The following is a 16,130-nucleotide window of genomic DNA, read 5'->3' on the forward strand; positions in this document are numbered from 1 at the left end:
GAGTATGTGATCAAAAATCAACCTAAAAGAGAAATTAAGTTAAACTTTTATTAACGTTTGTAGTTTGGGGAATAGCTGATAGAAAAAAGATTAGAGGTGTGCTGAATAACAAAGCATGTAGGCAAAGCAACGGCTAATTCCGACTATTAACCGGCCACCTCAACCCGATCTCTGCCATGTGATTTGGCCAGATACAATGCCCTGTCAGCCAGTTCCACCAGACTCTGCCAGGGTGCACCGGCTTTGTGCAACGCTATGCCAAAGCTGGCCGTTATCTGCCTGATTGGCGTACCTGTTTTTTTATCTTTGACCGAAAGTTTACGAATATCCTGGCGCACCATATTGGCAAAACTCACCGCTTCGCTGACACTACTGAGCGATAAAGTCAGGCAAAACTCTTCACCACCATAGCGATAGGCGTCGCCGCGGCCTTGTGCGTGATGTGCCAGTTTTTCAGCCACCTTGCGAAGAATATCATCGCCTTTTTGATGACCAAAATCGTCGTTAAAGCGCTTAAAGTGATCGATATCAACAAACACCAGTACCTTCTGCTTACTCAACGGGTGAGCGCAGAAACTAACGATATCTTCATCGAACTTCCCCCGATTTAGCAAGCCTGTGAGCTTGTCGGTGTTGGCTTCTCGTTGTGAAGCAAATAGCGCTTCTTTGAGCAGTTTAATTTCGTCATAGGCTACTTCCAGCTTATTCTGAAAGCCCAATGCATTTTGCTGCATGGCAACGGCTTCGCGGGTAAGCCGGGACACATATTCAAGCACTTCATCATAGGTACGCGGGTCTTGCTCCGAGCCACGTTTTTTCAGGTTATGTAACCCGTAGTGGCACTCAGACAAAAATGCCGAAAAATCCTGCGAAGACTCCAGGGTTTCACAAATGCCACTTTGAACCTGATCGATGGTGCCCTGAAAAGAATGAGAAATTTCATGAAATAAGGCCAAATCTTGCTGAGAAAGGTACTTATCAAACAATTCTCTGGCCAGGTGTGGCGGGCAACTTTGATAGCGAGCCAGAATCTGATCTAACTCAACATTCAGCTCAGGTTGCGATCCCACCACATAACAATAACAAATTGAATAATTCAATGGTGTCAGCGGGATCCGGTAGCGGATCATGATGGGCAGCGCCTGTTTCAGGTAGTGCGCAGAGCGAGTCAGTGTTGTATCAAATTCCATAAAGGTCCATCAAGTCACATTGTCCGGTGGCAATGTTTTATTGTTTATTTATTGTTCTACTTTTGGAGCCAAACGCATGCAATACTAAATAATTAGAAAAAATTAATCAATCATATCGTGTCATTTACAAATAAATTCAAGTCGCCATGAGTGAAACATAAAATATTCCCACTCGTACACTTTAAAAATAAATAATTCAAACCTTTGATTAAGATATAAAACTTCAGTGCTTTGGTTTCTGAAGATATCTTGATTATTGCTTATTACCTTACAATGACGACTCACTTACTCAGCGCAAGACGTGCTGATAACGCAATAAATAATGCACCCAGCGCACCATCGAGGTGCACAGACCAACGCTTGATCCCTTTCATTCGCGTCGTAATCGTTTTTGCCAGATTACTAAAGGCGGCGGCAAATAACAGATTAAGAAAAAACGCAAACAGACTAAGCATGAGCCCAAGCACGACCAGCTGCGTGCTTAAATCGTGTTCGGCAGTCGTAAATTGAGGCAAAAATAAACTGAAGAACAACAGAGCTTTGGGGTTAAGTAAGTTATTAAAACACCCACGCTTGATCAATTCAGTACCTTTACGGTGTGTTTCGGTGGGTTCAGCTCTGTCCTGTGGTCGGTTTATGCTGCGATGCTGATACCAGTGCAGCAACATTTTCACACCCAGATAAGCCAGATAGATCGCACCAATTAACTTAACTGCCAACGCGACCAGGGGCATGGTTTGCATTATCTGGCCGAGGCCAAAAGCCACTAATGCCGTCTGCACAACTCCAGCAAGCAAAATCCCCAGCGCAATAAACGCCCCAGCCCGAAACCCTTTCGTTGCAGAGTAACTGGATAATAGCAACAAATCAGGACCAGGGCTGATCACCAAAAAGAAGATGGTCGTAAAGAACAGAGGTAACAGAGTTAGATCGATCATTATATTTCCGGGCCAAACGCCAATTCATCACACAGAACTTATGGTTTTAGTGTACCTATTTAAATGCCTGAAATACATCATGGCAGAGAGGTTTTTCGGCTTTTGCAACAGACTACTTCGTTTCACCGCGCCTGAGATCATTAAACAATCCCAGTTGCCATGGCCGCATTGCCAAAAACAGGCCTACGCTCTGACGTTTGTTCAGCGGCAGACGCGCATCCTGCTGATTGAGCTGAGCAACTTCTTTAGTGAGTTGTTCCAGGCGACGGCGCACCACACTGATCGTCGCTTCACTGTAGCTACCGCGCAAATAGAATCGAAAACTGTCCTCACGGTTAAAATCCCCCTGCAAAAACTTAGTCAGTACTTGCTGTTCAATAAAGCGTTCAAGCGGGCCGCCGGGGATCCAACGAAAATCCTGTGCGACCAGTGATTTATATCGGTTGTTAGGCAGCAGTTGGATCATCTTCAGGTTATCTAAGCGTGCGAGCAAACGAATGCACTCCAGCTCATCTATCTGATACTGAGACACAATATCTTCAAACTCCCAGCCATCTCGCACACAGACAGCCACCAAAAAGAGCTTAGGGTTTTCCATCAACTCTTGTTCCTGCGCCTGTGTCAGCTGACTTACCAGCGACTGCTTTTGCTCTCCCAGTGCAAACAAATCTGCCAGGGATAATTGCATCAAGTCACAGATCTGCTCAAGCCGTTGCAGGCTGAACTGCTCAGTGGCAAATACACGTTTAACATTGGCCTCGCTCATATCCAGTGCATTAGCGACCTCTTTATAGGTCAGTTTGTGTTGCTTCAACAGCTGTTTGAGTGTTGAAGTAATTAATGGGATCTGGCTCAAAGTATTACATTCCTATACTTACAGTCTCTAATTACTATACATCTTAATTTTTGGTATACAAATATAATCCCTTCGCTAAATTGGAAAACAAGTCAACGCAAGCCAGATGGTTTGCATACCAGGAGGGAAAGACATGACTCACTTACTTCGTTCAGTTTTATGTAGCGCACTATTAGGGTTGGTTTGCACACCAGCAATGGCCAATGACAGCCATGCATCACAGGCCAGCCATCATGGTAGTCAGGCCAGTAAGTACAGCGCACTTAGCGTAGGTGAAAGCGCCGTTGAAGGCGCAAAAGTGTCTATGATTGCAGTTGCTATCCCCGTTGCAGTAGTCGGGTTCAGTGCAATTTCAGTAGGTATGGCCAGTACCAAGGTCGCCGCAGACCTATCTGACGCCGCCAGCCCAAAACCTTTGCCTATTTGTGACGATGTATTAATTGCAGGACCTGCACCTGCGCAGGCGCTTAACGAGGAGCTGTAACAATGAAATGGATACAAGGACTGTGTATGGCCGCAGCAATATGTGCCAGCACACACACTTTTGCAGGTAGCCAGAATAACGGTGAGATCCGCTTTGAAGCAAACCAGATTGCTCAGTTTGCCAAACAGGTCGAGCGTTATGCCGCAGCCCAGGGCGCACACGTGTTTATTATTGGCCGCGTGGGCCGCCCTCTGGAAGACTTGCCTAAAGGCATAGAGTTTACCCATGTCGCACTGGCGGTGTATTCCGAACTCACAACTACAGATGGCGAGAAAAAACAGGGCTATGCCATTCACAATTTATATCAGCTAAGCGGCGACCCCGGCACCAGTCAACTGATAGTGGATTATCCGACGGACTTTTTCTGGTCTGTACATGACCTTAAAGCGGCCATTGCAATACCCACGCGGGCATTGCAGCAAAAGTTACTGGATGCAATCACACAAGAAGTACCTGCCAAGGTCCATAATCCGCGCTACTCGGTAGTGGCCAACCCCTTTAACAATCAAAAACAAAATTGCACCGAACACACACTGAATGTGATCAATGCCGCACTTTACAACACCACCAACATGGCACAGCTCAAGGTGAATACGCGGGCCTATTTTGAGCCGCAAACGCTCAATGTCAGCCGCTTCAAACTGGCTCTGGGCGCGTTCTTTAACGATGGTATCGACAGTAGCGACCATCAGGATAAGGTCAAGACGACCACCTTTACTTCTATCACCCGATACCTGAATGACAACCAGTTGCTGGCACACAGCACCGTGCTGACACCGGATGGGCCGGTCGCACTGAAATACCCGCTTTAGGAGAACAGATTATGACGCATTCAACCGCTTATGCACCAAGTAAAGCATTTCGATTGGCCTCGATAGCAGTCCTGCTGATTGGCATTGCCTGTTACCTGGTTGGCCTGTTCAACGCACAAATGGCCTTAAATGAAAAAGGCTATTACCTGATTGCCCTGCTGTATGGCCTGTTTTCTGCCGTATCACTACAAAAGTGTATTCGTGACCGGCAGGAGCAAATCCCGACCTCAAATATCTATTATTTACTGAGCCTGGTCTCCACCGTGCTGGCCATCGTCTTACTGGCATTTGCCCTGTGGCGCGCCGAGTTACTGCTCAGTGAAAAGGGCTTTTATGGTATCGCGTACCTAATGAGCCTGTATGCTGCGATAGCAGTTCAGAAGAACGTCCGAGATGGTCAGGGATTAGTGACAGACACTCCTGCACCAACCGCTAAAAACACGGAAGGTGAGGAGTAAGCTGAGATTATAAGGCCGCACAGGGCGGCCTTATAGCATATAAGGGTTTTCTCCTCTTGATTCATTACTGTCAGCAGGCGCCAGCTGCAAATTCTCAAGCTTATCAAGGATCTCTGTGAGTTGCGCCCGCAACCCCGTATCATTACCCAGCTGTGACGCCTGATGCATTTGGCTCAGTAACTCAGTGACCGCTGCTAACGCCTGGGCGCTGGCATCATCACTGTAGTTATCTACCTGTACATTAGCCGACTGAATGCGTGCCAGCTGTGCCGTTAATTCAGCGATAAGTACCTGCTGGGCATCACTTTGCTTCATCTGTTCAGATTGTTGCTGACTGCTCAGTGATGCCAACACGTTCTCCAGCGCGCTCTGATGATGTGCTAACCCTGCAACGGACTGCGCCAGTGCATTCGATACATCCAGAGCCTGAGCCGACATGTTGGTTTGCTGCTGCCTGAGCACCGAGTCCAGCGCTGAGAGCAGCGTTGCCTGATTGCTGGCAGCAAGCTGATCGCTTTGAGCCATCGCCTTCCCAACCGTCTCGCTCAGTGTCTGCACCAGCTCACTTTGTCCTGACTGTTGATAAGCCACCAGCACTTCGAGCACTTCTTTGAGCTCAGCCTGCCCCTGTCGAGTGGCACTGTCACTGCTCTGCGCCGCCGAGTTTATTGTCTCAGTGATGGTCTCCAGCCAGTGCGGTAGTTGCTGGTTTTGCGCCTTGTGCTGTTCAGTAAATTGCTCCAACGCCGTCAGGATGGCTGGCTGCTCAGCTTGTCGGGTCAGTTGTTGCAGCTGTGCTGTCACGCCCTGCTCACCAAGAATGGCTCGCAATCCTTCAAACTGCTCACTGTAATTGTGACTTAACTGCGTTTTATCCAGACGAGACGCTATCTGTGACAACGCACCGCTCACTTCAGCTAACTGCTCAACCGCCAGCAATGCCGGACTTCCTGCATCATTGGCCCGATTAAGGCGCGCATAGTCCGCCTTGATCTGAGCCCAGCGCTCGTTTTCCTGTACTGTCAGGGTATCGCGCAATTCACCCAGTTTAAGCAAGTTTTCTTCACTGCCCTTACTCAGTGTTTGCGCTTCACCCCGGTAGTGATCCTGGATCAGGTTTTCCAGTTCGTCCTGATTCATGGCGGCGACTACCTTTTCGGCCATCTTGTTCATGTTGCGGTAACTGCCCTGCAACTTAAATGGTGGCTCAGTACGATAATTATCGCCCTGCGCTGCTGAGGCAATATATTGGGCGTTCACTTTAAGCACGGTTTCGCGAATGACCAGCAACTTCTGAAGTACCGCTGTAATTTCATTCGCCTGGGCCTGAGAGTAACCATATTCCAGCTCGTTCAGAGAAATGTCTTCCCCTTGCGCAATTCGGACCAGCTTGTACAAATCAGCCATATTGCGGTTTGCCAGTGGCGCCAGCACGGCATTGGAAGTGAGTGCGTTCTCCACAAAGCTCATGGCAAACTCCTGCTCACACCCGGCCAGTGTATCGCCCAGGTTGTAAATGTCAGCCCGGTTCGCCAGCATGTCCGGGATCTTAAAGCTTTCACCCGATTCGGTATACGGGTTACCCGCCATCACCACTGCAAACTTTTTACCACGCAGGTCGTAGGTTTTACTCTTACCATTCCATACCCCGTCAATGCGCCGTGAGCCGTCACACAGCGAAATAAACTTCTGTAAAAACTCCGGATTGGTATGCTGAATGTCATCCAGATAGAGCATTACGTTATTGCCCATTTCAAAACTCTGGTTGATCTTATCTATCTCTTTAGCGGCCGTCGCATTGATCGCCTGTGACGGATCTAAAGAGACCTGATCATGACCGATAGACGGACAGTTGACCTTAACAAAGGTCAGCCCCAGACGGTTTGCCACATATTCAATTAAGGTGGTTTTACCGTATCCTGGTGGCGAGATCAGTAATAACATGCCCATTAAGTCGGTACGCTTCGCACTGCCTGAGGCACCAATTTGCTTGGCCAGGTTATCGCCAATGATCGGAAAATAGACCTTATCAATGAGCTGGTTGCGCACAAATGAGCTCAGCGGTCTGGGCTTAAACTCTTCCAGTTGCAGGCGCGCTTTTTGCGCCTGAAGCACATCCGCTTTTAACTGTTGATAGCCCTGATAAGCAGGCAAAGCCTGCTCAATGTAAGCACTGGTACGGGCCAAAAACTCAGCATAATCAAGCGCAAGAGTCTGCTCTTCAATACGTAGATGTTGCCCCATTAAACCGGATACATGCGTCTGCGTCTGCACATCCCGCACCTGATAACTGAGTGCCTTATGATCCATCAGCAACAAATAATTCGCCGCTTCAATCTGACAGTCGAGGCCCGCATCTTGTTGCTTTCCATAAGCGCTCAGCCAGCCAAACGCTAGGCGGCATTTTTCTGACAAGGTGGTTAACTCAGAAAAGGTTTCTTGCAGCGTCTGCCAGAAGCCTTTGGCTTTGGCCATACTCTGGAACTGCTCCGCCAGTTTGCGTGCCTCTGCCAGCACTTCAAACTGCGGCAGGCTGTTACTGCTTGCCAGCACCTGAATGAGGTATTCGGCGCTAAGCTGCGCAGAATAACGTGCCAGACTCGCAGTGTAATCACCCAGCTGCGCTGCAAAATCGCTAAGCTGCTCACTTAGCTCACCAATCAGTAACTGGTTAAAGCGCGGATCGCTGAGCGTAGTGGCCATCAGTTGCGCCTGAGTCGCTTGCTGCTGCAGCGGCTGTAATTTCTCACGCTCTAACGCAGAGACAAATAGTTGCGCCATCACCCGGCAGCTGGCCGGATAGATCAGCAACCCCAGCTCGCTCTTCTGTTTCAGTAACACACTCAGGATCTGGGTCGCATCAAAGTCATGAATGCCTTTTTCATAGCCTTCCTGATACCTGGGCTCAGCAAACGCTTGCACTAAGGTCAGTAACGAGTCTTCTTGCCGTGCACGCTGGAGCTGCTCTATCGACAAGTCAGACTCACCTCGTTGCGCCGCACGCAGGATCTGCGCTGCCAAAAACTCACCGCGATAAATCTCTGCACTTTCGGAAGGCAAGGTTTGCGCCCAGTAATCCGCGGCCTGTGCCAACTGTGAGCGGGCTTGCTGATCGGGAATAACATCGAAGTACTCGGTCCCGGTCAGGTGCAGCATTAACTCGTCATCGCGAGGCAACAACGTCAGGTCCAGCACCTGTTTATTTACACTAAAGCCATGCTTGCCGATTTTGACGGTTTGACCGCCATCGCTGTAGATATCCTGTTTATCTCTGAGCGAGCGGATCCCCTGATCTTTACTGGCTTTGAGCTTAGCGGCAATGTCATCAGCTTTAACCTCGTCGCCAAGCTCTTTTAGCTCCTGAGTCAGACTGCGTAATTTACTGATCATAGGATCAGAGGCAAAATAACCGTTTATCTGGTCCAGCTCAGTAAAGCTTTGGGTGCGCCGACTTACCCCCTGCAAAATCCGCTCGGCAGCGGTTGCCAGATTCAGTGCCCGACGTTGGCGTTCGTCAATCAGCTGCTGTTTATGCGCTTCAAAGCTTTCGTAAACATCATCCCGCTTTGCCAGGATCTCACCCAGAAACTCATCATACTCACTGAACTGAGACTCCAGCTCCTCCAGTTGTATAAGCAACCGAGAGAGCTGCTCGTCACATTGCTCAGGCGTTTTAGCGGCGCTCAGCGCACTGGTGATACTCTGACTGAACAGCTTAAAGCGCGCGGCAAATTCGGCTTTGGCCTCAACACTGCCGAGGCTTTTGCGGCGGATCTCAACGGCCGCTTTAGCACGGTTAACCAGCGCATAAACAGCGCTCACGTCTTCAAGAATTTGCGTTCTTACCCGGCTGTCTTCAATCTCCAGATCCAGCATAGTGTGATTGAGCAGATCCAGCTCGCCGCCCAGCGTTTCCAGTGAGCCAAGATACCCTTTTAGCTCAGTGACACTGTCGCTTTGCTCACTTTTCTCATTAATCTCCTGCAACTGCTCATGATAAGGCGCAAGCGCTTTATCCTGCTGTAAAAAAGTCGCCGTGGCATGGCTGAGTATGCGAGTCTGCTCATCAATACTGCTTTGAATGGTACTGAGTACATCCAAATTGATGAATTTCACTTCCTCCAGACTGATCACTTTGCCTTTGAGCAGTTTCAGCGCATCCAGACTGGCCACAAACTCGCTGGCCAGTTTAAAGCTGTCGGGGCGTACCTCACGCAGTACCTGATGGCTTTCCTGTTCAATATCTGCTTCGGCCTGTCGGGCACTGTGCTGGATCTGACTGACTTTTTCAAACTCGTCCAGCACCTGCTCTGAGGTTTCAAAGATGTCATGCAGCTGCGAATTTATCGCACTGAAATCCGCTTCTGCCAGCCAGTGGTAACGGTCAAGTATTCCACGGGTATGAGAGATCAGGTCCTCGTAATGAAAGACACTGGGGTTTTGTTCACTGATGGCCTTACAGACACTGTATAAATCTGAGATGGCTCTGACCAGATCCGGGTTACCTATACGGCCAAGGCCGCTTGTGGGTGCAGGCGCATTGGCTGCAAACTCTGCTGAACAAAAGGGGCTTTGCCAGATCTGGATGGGATGAACCCGCTCAGCTTCTTCCTGCTCTGCTTTAAAGGTCAGTGTTAAGCCATCTTCGTAAATGCCATAACCGTGACAATAAATGGGGTTTTGCAGGTTTTTTTCGATGATGTTGTAGGCAAACAGCGCATAACGACCCTCGGTGGGCTCATAAAACACGTACAGCACGTCTTCACCATTTGGCGATTTCAGCTGACGATGAAACTCCAGGTCATCGATTTTATCTTCGAAGTAGCGGGTCTGACCGGATTGCAGATAATAGCCTCCCGGAAAAATAATACCATGGTCTTCAGGCAACTGGACGCAAGCCTGACCAATAGCGTCCTGCCTGACAACCTGCTGTGTTCGGCAGTTATAGATAAAATAACGCCACTGCTTTTCGCGATAGGGTAATACCCTGAGCAGGATAAGCTCCCCGACTCGGGCATAATGCAACTCACAGTCTGCCAATGACTGATTGCTGTCTTCCACCGGCTCGCTGTAAATCCCTTCGCCAGTTTCCGTATTGTTCTCTATTTTGATGGTCAGGTCGCCACCAACGGTTTCGACAAACACTTTGTCGAGCACATTGATGTGCGGGTGTCGGCCTTCCTCATGCTGGGCACGGTCCGTCTTAATCCATTCAAAATCAAAGCCGCTGTGCTCTGAGATGTCTCGTTCACCACGGTTGTCGATATAGTCGAGTGTATTATCCGCGGCAATTTGCCAGCGGAATACCCTGACATCGCTCAGCCTGTCACCAATCTGGAACAGCGCAAACAGCTTGCCACCCTGCACAAACAGGTGCTGCAAACGGGTGTCTTTGTAATAGGTATAAAGCTCTTCAAAGTCCCGCAAAAAGCGGGCGTCGGTCAGAAACTTGGTCTCTGAAGGGTAAGGTTCAACCTCATAATGGTCGTCTTGTAACACCAGCTTGTGCACACTAAATACATCACTGACATGCGTGCTTTGTTTAAGGCCCATAAAGACGTTGTATGCAAAGATCAGTTTGTCGCCAATCAGTACTATGTCTCTGGGAATACAATTATGCTCAGTGCGGACCCGGGCGCGGCCCTGTACTTTCAGCTCAGTGCTGCCAAACGCATCAACACGCTGGCTATTGAGGTCATCCACCTGAGTGCGCAATTCGCTGCCAAAATTACTCAGGCGGCGTTTGATCAGCTGATAAGAGCCCTGCTCAAGCGCGCTATGTGACGCAGTATCCAGACTTGTAGGTTCCGTCATATTACTTTCCTGTCATCATATCGGTGTGCGTGATAACAAATCGCTGTTCACGCACTTCAGAAAAACATTGGGGCTTTGCCCCGGCGCAGGGGGTTATTCCTGGGTTGTGTTTTTAGCTGAATTGCCGTTCAGTGAACTGCCAAGCAGGCTAAGTAATTGTTGTTTCTCCGCATCTGACGTATTGCTCAACTGCTGAAAAAACTTGCTCATATTGATGTTCTTAAGTGTCTCGGATGAAGCATTAGCCCCAGCCAGCACGCCTTTAAGGTCGTCCATCAGGTTGCGCTCGCCGTTAAGGTGATCTTTAAATACCGTCTGCATCGTCTGGCTTTCATTGACCAGACCATCGATGGATTTACCCACAGTAATAGCATTCATAAACTGGTTGAAGAACTGGCCATCACCACCCATAAAGTTGATGTCAGCATCGCTCAGCGCCTTGGCCAGCACTTGTGCCTGATGAGCCGCAATCTCTTTGTTCGCTGCCAGCTGTGCCAGGGTCAGTTCTTTTTGCTGGTTCAGTTGCAGTGTAAAGCCTTCGTAGTCACGGGCATCTTTATCCATAGCATTCAGGGCCTGAAGCTTCTCTTCCAGACCTTTAGCTTCGGCCGACATTCTGCGCTCAAGGTTAATCGCTTCAGCTTCGCCCTGCTTCTCCATGGCGTCTGCCATCGCAGTTTGTACTTCGGCCTCTGCCAGACCGATATCACGCTTACCATGCGCTTCTGCTTCAAGCTGCTGCTGTAATACTTTGGCGTCTGTTTCGCCCTGCAATGCATTCGCCTGCGCTTTCGCTTTGATCACTTCAGCTTCGGCCAGACCGGAAGCTGCGGCCTCCACTTGTGTGGCTTCTGCCAGGATTTTCTTCGATTCCGCCTGTTGATTGGCAATGCGCAATTCAGCTTCTGCCATTTTCTCCATTTCACGGGCTTTAAATTCCGCAGCCTGCTCTTGTGCTTTGGCCGCTTCAATGTCTTTCACCAGCGCTTCCTCGGCTTCGGCCTGGGCTCGGATCACAATGGCCTGCTTATCACGTTCAGCGGCAGCCAGTGTTTGCACGTCTTTAATGCGCTCTTGCTCCTGCGCCACCGTTTTTTCAACCGCAACCCGATCGCGCTGCACGTCAGCAATCTCTTTACGCTCTACTTCCAGTGCTTTTTCTTTGTTAATGCGCAGGATCTCGGTTTCTTTTTCACGCTCAATGACTTCAATTTCACGTGAACGCGCTACTTTTTCTTCCTCAATAGCGAGTACCCGCAGGCGGTTTTGCTCCGCAATATCGACTTCACGCTGCCTGTTTTGCTCTGCAATCTGGATTGCTTCATCAGCCTTGAGGCGCGCTTCTTCAGCCTTCAGACGCTCTTCTTGCTTAACGCGCTCAGCTTCGGCCTCTTCGCGTGCCTGAACGGTTTCAATTTCACGCTTTTGCTTGGCCATAGCGTCTTGTTTCTGACGCTCAATTTCCAGTGTTTTTTCCAGCGCCGCCTGATTTTGGATCTCAATTTTCGCCTGCTCGTCACACTTTAACTGGTTCGTTTCAACGTTTTGCGCTGCGGTTTTTTCTGTAATGCGACGAATACCTTCCGCATCGAGAATATTGCTCGAGTCCAACTTATGAATTGAGGTTTGCTCAAGATAATCGATGGCCACATCTTCTAATGTATAGCCCGACAGGTCCTGACCAATGACTTCTTTGATGCTGTCGCGAAATTCGTTACGGTGTGTGAACAGCTCCTCAAAGTTCATCTGCTTACCCACAGTTTTCAGTGCTTCTGAGAACTTAGCTTCAAACAGCTCTTGTAGCGTTTCCGGCTCAGACGCGCGCGCACACCCCACCTGTTTTGCTACCCGCAGTATGTCTTCTTTATTTTCGTTCACGCGGATATAAAAGGTAATGGCAATGTCGGCACGAATGTTGTCTTTACAGATCAAACCACTGCTGTCGCGGCGCTCCAGCACCATGCGCTTGGTCGAAATGTCCATCACTTCCATCTTGTGGATCACCGGATAAACAATGCCGCCTGTGGTGGTAACATCTGGCTCATTCTTCATTTTATTGATGATCAGGGCATGGCCTTGTTCCACCTTACGATAGAATTTACCAATCAATAAAATGACAGCAAAAATGACGACTATCACTGTGCCAACGATAGTCAAAACAGGTCCAAGGTTATTTAAAAATTCCATATCTCTTCCTGATAAGTTTTATAAGTTATTCCCGGGCGCTTATCCGGCGCCGTTTAAAGTTGAGCCATCACCAGGGGTTGGTGACGATCGTATAGCTATGGGTTGTTACGTTGTGCTCAATCAGCAGTGCTTTATCACCCTGAGTAAACGTATTTTCTTCATCACATCTGACTTCGACTAACTGCTCGCTGCCCTCATGGGAAACGCGCGCCTGGCCAAATGTTGCGGTGACTTTTCCGGTGGCAATCACACATTCCAGTCCGACTAACGCATCTTTACTGCTTGTTTGCTGACTTTCAAATAAGCCACGCAGGGGTCGCACCGCAGCTGCGGCCAACGGCAACGCCACGAACAGGCTACCCAGCATAAAAGCGCCGCCTGTCAGGTAAAACATCACACCATCGCCCAGCAGATACGCAAATAGTTTTTGAGCGTAAAAGCTAACCACCCAGCTCAGTGCAACGATTAAGCTGATTGACACGGTTAAAGGAACGCCGCCAAAGCCCATTTGCCATAACGAGCCGCCGTCAGCCCCCCCTTCAACTTCGATATCAGCATCGCCATCAAGCATATCGGGGTCGGCAAAACCAGCTAAAGAAATCAGCCAAAACAGTAGTACTATCAGCAGTAATGTAGAGTAGACCACTGTGGGAAAAGTGAAGGCCGTGTTTAAAAAGTCCATATTTCCTCCTTACACGGGCAATTATTATTGCATTTGCATAAACAAAAAAGTTCTGCGTGGTAGTAGTGAACTAGGCAGATGATCAGCGACTATATTGTAAACCTATTTACAAACAGCGCCCGGTCCGTCTGGCTGAGTACACTTCACTTGCCTCAAGTCAGGGCAGGTGTCGTTTGCAATGGGAAGATTCCTTCTCACCCTCTCAGTTAGAGTTGTCTGGTCTGAAGCTCATCCCCTGAACATTTAGTTAGCCTGCCTAGCACACAATCAATCTGCCACACGGCGACATAATATGTCAAACGCTTTATTGCATATTGCGAACTTTGGTAGCCGCTTTTACCATTCTTTACTTGCATTTGAACACTATTAAGTTTAAATGACAGGAACAAGGATCTGATATTGTGAGGCACCTATGGAAAAATTACTGAACGCACGCCAATTGTCGCTCGTTGCTCTGTTGCAAAGCTTTTTACTGATCATCCTGCATCAGTCTGTCGAATTCACGTTCTGGCCAGGACAGTCACCGCACTGGCTGTTTGCAGCCTACTCCCTGGCGGTGTTTTTGCCCTCAACGCTCATTTATTCAAGCTTTACGCAGCTTAAACGCGCTTTTTACATTCAGCTGGGTATATACGCCTTGCTGTTCACACTGTGTGGTTATTATGTGGGTTCCCAACTACTACCTGAACGTGCGCCTTTACCCTCACAGGCCTGGCCTTACCCGCTTATTATCTTTTTAGCCTCGGTGCTGCTCGTTCCCTGGATCACCCAGAATACACCCAAGCGCTGGTTACCGGACTACGACACCCTGAGCCATGCCATGGGCCGTTTTTTACTGGTCTTTGTGGCGGCTCAGTGCTTTACCCTGACTGTGTTTATGCTGTTGACGCTCTGGGCTGGATTGTTTGAAGTTATTGAGATCAGCTTCTTCTCCGAGCTGTTTTCAGAGCCCTGGTTTTACTACCCGGTCATCACATTGAGTCAGGCCATTGGAGTGATCCAGGCACGTAGTCGCAGTAACCTGGCCAGTCAGCTGTTCGCCATTTGCCGTAACTTTGCCACCTTATTGTTGCCAGTGCTGGTTGCCGTGGCCTTGCTGTTTATTATCGCGGTGTTATTCAGCGAGCTGGAGACACTGTGGAAAAATGGCGGAAGTGCGCTGATTTTTGTACTCGTTGGTGCCATTGTATTGTGTCTGAACTTGTCGGGTGAAGTACTGTCTCAGCGTCTGTGGTATCGCTACTTCATCGCGCTGGGGCTGATGTTGCTGCCCTGCTACCTGGCGCTCAGCGGTTGGGGATTACACCTCAGAATCGAGCAGTATGGACTGAGTCTCGCTCGCCTCTGGGCCCTGCTCATTGCCCTTGTCAGCATGGTAGTTTGTATGAGCTATGTATGGCTGCTCATGACGCACAAAACCCGCTGGCACACCCGGCTAAGCACAGTTAATCGCCCGGTGATTTTATGTTTACTGAGTCTGCTGATAGTAACGCAAACCCCGCTGTTGGACTTTCGTGGTCTGAGTGTTACCTCTCAGATAAAGCGCCTCAAAACGGGTGTCACTCAGGCTGCAGATTTCGATCCTCGCTATCTGGTAAACGAGCTGGGGAAGCAAGGGCTGCAAGCACTCGAGATACTGCAACAGGACGTCAGCGACGAGCAACTAAAACGCCGGATCGACACCGCACTGGCTCTGGAAACACAGCCGCTGACCTCGCAAACCCTGCTGGCACTTATCGAGATGTCTGAGGATGAAAAGCAGGCACTGCCGGAAGAGTTAGTAACCGCACTGGAGGTATTTGCCAGTCACAATACACATTTGTTTGATGAAGCCACTGAATTGATACTACGTACAATTCAGCTGGATAAAACACCCGAGCCGGAATATTTGTTTATCGCTAACACGCAACATCGAGTGGAGTTACGGGTGTTTTATCTGGGTACCATCGATGGCGTGCGAGGGTGGCAAACCGGCTATATGGATCAGAAAATCTATGGTGAACAATCAAAAGAACTCCTGAACGCGCTCAAGACAGGCAGCTTTGACATTGTAGAACCCAGATTTAAAGACATTCAGATTGGCGAACAGCGTTTTGAACTGAACAGCCCGTTCTAACGGGCCGCCAGTTTTGCTTTGAGGTGATTACGGACTGCTGGCCATTCACTGGCTAAAATGGAGTAGACCGCCGTATCGCGAATCGAGCCATCCGCCAGGATCTGGTGGCTTCTGAGCACCCCGTCCAGTTTAGCACCGAGGCGCTCAATGGCCCGCCGTGAAGCATGATTGAAGAAATGTGTTTTAAACTCTAACGAGAGTGCACCACAGTGCTCAAACAGGTTTTCCATCAGCAGTAATTTGGCCTCGGTATTCACCGGTGTCCTGCGCACTGCAGCGCTATACCAGGTATACCCGATTGAAGCGCGCTTATGCTCAGGTTTAATGTCATAGTAGCGCGTAGTCCCGACAATGTGATCGCTGGCAATTGATCTGACGACATAAGTGACCTGATCCTCATTGCTCTTGCTAAGTGCCTTTTCAACATAGCTTTGCATTTGCTCGGGTGAAGGCACACTGGCATACCACAGCTTCCAGCTTTCACCATCCTCCACAGCTTGTTGGAGGTCTTCAACATGCTCTCTTGCGAGTGGCTCTAATCGTATATAGTGCCCTTCTAGGGGCGTATTTTTTATCCACATATTCAGCTCATG

At 49.1% G+C, this 16,130-nt stretch carries 11 protein-coding genes; 4 read left to right on the plus strand and 7 right to left on the minus strand.

The genetic code is table 11. The annotated features are described in order from the left end of the window. Window positions 1-146: 146 nt before the first annotated feature. The 3 genes from MHN33_RS18980 to MHN33_RS18990 all read right to left on the minus strand — a co-directional run bounded on the left by MHN33_RS18980 (window position 147) and on the right by MHN33_RS18990 (window position 2,984). The gene (locus MHN33_RS18980; RefSeq protein WP_239400323.1) at window positions 147-1,190 is read right to left on the minus strand and encodes a GGDEF domain-containing protein; all 1,044 of its coding nucleotides are present in this window, start codon (window positions 1,188-1,190) and stop codon (window positions 147-149) included. A gap of 281 nt (window positions 1,191-1,471) precedes the next feature. After that, a complete protein-coding gene (locus MHN33_RS18985) occupies window positions 1,472-2,128 on the minus strand; it encodes a LysE family translocator (RefSeq protein ID WP_239400325.1) in 657 nt (218 codons plus the stop codon). Between the two features lie 112 nt (window positions 2,129-2,240). Further along, window positions 2,241-2,984 (minus strand): helix-turn-helix transcriptional regulator, encoded by a 744-nt coding sequence (locus MHN33_RS18990; RefSeq protein WP_239400327.1) that lies wholly within the window; start codon window positions 2,982-2,984, stop codon window positions 2,241-2,243. A 133-nt stretch (window positions 2,985-3,117) separates the two neighbouring features. Here MHN33_RS18990 and MHN33_RS18995 point away from each other — a divergent pair, with 133 nt between their 5' ends. Genes MHN33_RS18995 through yiaA form a run of 3 tightly spaced genes read left to right on the plus strand, consistent with a single transcriptional unit; the run spans window position 3,118 to window position 4,738 of the window. Continuing rightward, entirely contained in the window at window positions 3,118-3,468 is a 351-nt protein-coding gene (locus MHN33_RS18995; RefSeq protein ID WP_239400329.1) for a hypothetical protein, read from the plus strand. 2 nt (window positions 3,469-3,470) lie between these two features. After that, window positions 3,471-4,280 (plus strand): DUF2145 domain-containing protein, encoded by an 810-nt coding sequence (locus tag MHN33_RS19000; protein ID WP_239400331.1) that lies wholly within the window; start codon window positions 3,471-3,473, stop codon window positions 4,278-4,280. 11 nt (window positions 4,281-4,291) lie between these two features. Beyond that, window positions 4,292-4,738, plus strand: coding sequence for an inner membrane protein YiaA (gene yiaA / locus MHN33_RS19005; protein ID WP_239400333.1), 447 nt, complete (start codon window positions 4,292-4,294; stop codon window positions 4,736-4,738). 30 nt (window positions 4,739-4,768) lie between these two features. On the opposite strand, the gene MHN33_RS19010 is transcribed toward yiaA, so the two are convergent. The 3 genes from MHN33_RS19010 to MHN33_RS19020 form a co-directional block, all read right to left on the minus strand. Then, entirely contained in the window at window positions 4,769-10,552 is a 5,784-nt protein-coding gene (locus tag MHN33_RS19010; protein ID WP_239400335.1) for a DNA repair ATPase, read from the minus strand. Window positions 10,553-10,645: 93 nt separating this feature from the next. Next, complete coding sequence (locus tag MHN33_RS19015) at window positions 10,646-12,739, minus strand: SPFH domain-containing protein (protein WP_239400337.1); 2,094 nt, start codon at window positions 12,737-12,739, stop codon at window positions 10,646-10,648. A 67-nt stretch (window positions 12,740-12,806) separates the two neighbouring features. Then, window positions 12,807-13,421 carry an OB-fold-containig protein gene (locus MHN33_RS19020; protein ID WP_239400339.1) on the minus strand — a complete coding sequence of 205 codons (615 nt, stop codon included), beginning with the start codon at window positions 13,419-13,421 and terminating at the stop codon, window positions 12,807-12,809. Between the two features lie 412 nt (window positions 13,422-13,833). Here MHN33_RS19020 and MHN33_RS19025 point away from each other — a divergent pair, with 412 nt between their 5' ends. Continuing rightward, a complete protein-coding gene (locus MHN33_RS19025) occupies window positions 13,834-15,537 on the plus strand; it encodes a DUF4153 domain-containing protein (RefSeq protein ID WP_239400341.1) in 1,704 nt (567 codons plus the stop codon). On the opposite strand, the gene MHN33_RS19030 is transcribed toward MHN33_RS19025, so the two are convergent. Further along, complete coding sequence (locus MHN33_RS19030) at window positions 15,534-16,118, minus strand: GNAT family protein (protein WP_239400343.1); 585 nt, start codon at window positions 16,116-16,118, stop codon at window positions 15,534-15,536. The genes MHN33_RS19025 and MHN33_RS19030 overlap by 4 nt on opposite strands. Between the last annotated feature and the right edge of the window lie 12 nt (window positions 16,119-16,130).

Source organism: Pseudoalteromonas sp. OOF1S-7, assembly GCF_022347765.1.
Lineage (GTDB): Bacteria > Pseudomonadota > Gammaproteobacteria > Enterobacterales > Alteromonadaceae > Pseudoalteromonas.

Bases quoted from the DNA above. Each gene is read 5' to 3' on its own strand.
- MHN33_RS18980 (WP_239400323.1), bottom strand. From the start codon at position 1,190: ATGGAATTTGATACAACACTGACTCGCTCTGCGCACTACCTGAAACAG.
- MHN33_RS18985 (WP_239400325.1), bottom strand. From the start codon at position 2,128: ATGATCGATCTAACTCTGTTACCTCTGTTCTTTACGACCATCTTCTTT.
- MHN33_RS18995 (WP_239400329.1), top strand. From the start codon at position 3,118: ATGACTCACTTACTTCGTTCAGTTTTATGTAGCGCACTATTAGGGTTG.
- MHN33_RS19000 (WP_239400331.1), top strand. From the start codon at position 3,471: ATGAAATGGATACAAGGACTGTGTATGGCCGCAGCAATATGTGCCAGC.
- yiaA (WP_239400333.1), top strand. From the start codon at position 4,292: ATGACGCATTCAACCGCTTATGCACCAAGTAAAGCATTTCGATTGGCC.
- MHN33_RS19010 (WP_239400335.1), bottom strand. From the start codon at position 10,552: ATGACGGAACCTACAAGTCTGGATACTGCGTCACATAGCGCGCTTGAG.
- MHN33_RS19015 (WP_239400337.1), bottom strand. From the start codon at position 12,739: ATGGAATTTTTAAATAACCTTGGACCTGTTTTGACTATCGTTGGCACA.
- MHN33_RS19020 (WP_239400339.1), bottom strand. From the start codon at position 13,421: ATGGACTTTTTAAACACGGCCTTCACTTTTCCCACAGTGGTCTACTCT.
- MHN33_RS19025 (WP_239400341.1), top strand. From the start codon at position 13,834: ATGGAAAAATTACTGAACGCACGCCAATTGTCGCTCGTTGCTCTGTTG.
- MHN33_RS19030 (WP_239400343.1), bottom strand. From the start codon at position 16,118: ATGTGGATAAAAAATACGCCCCTAGAAGGGCACTATATACGATTAGAG.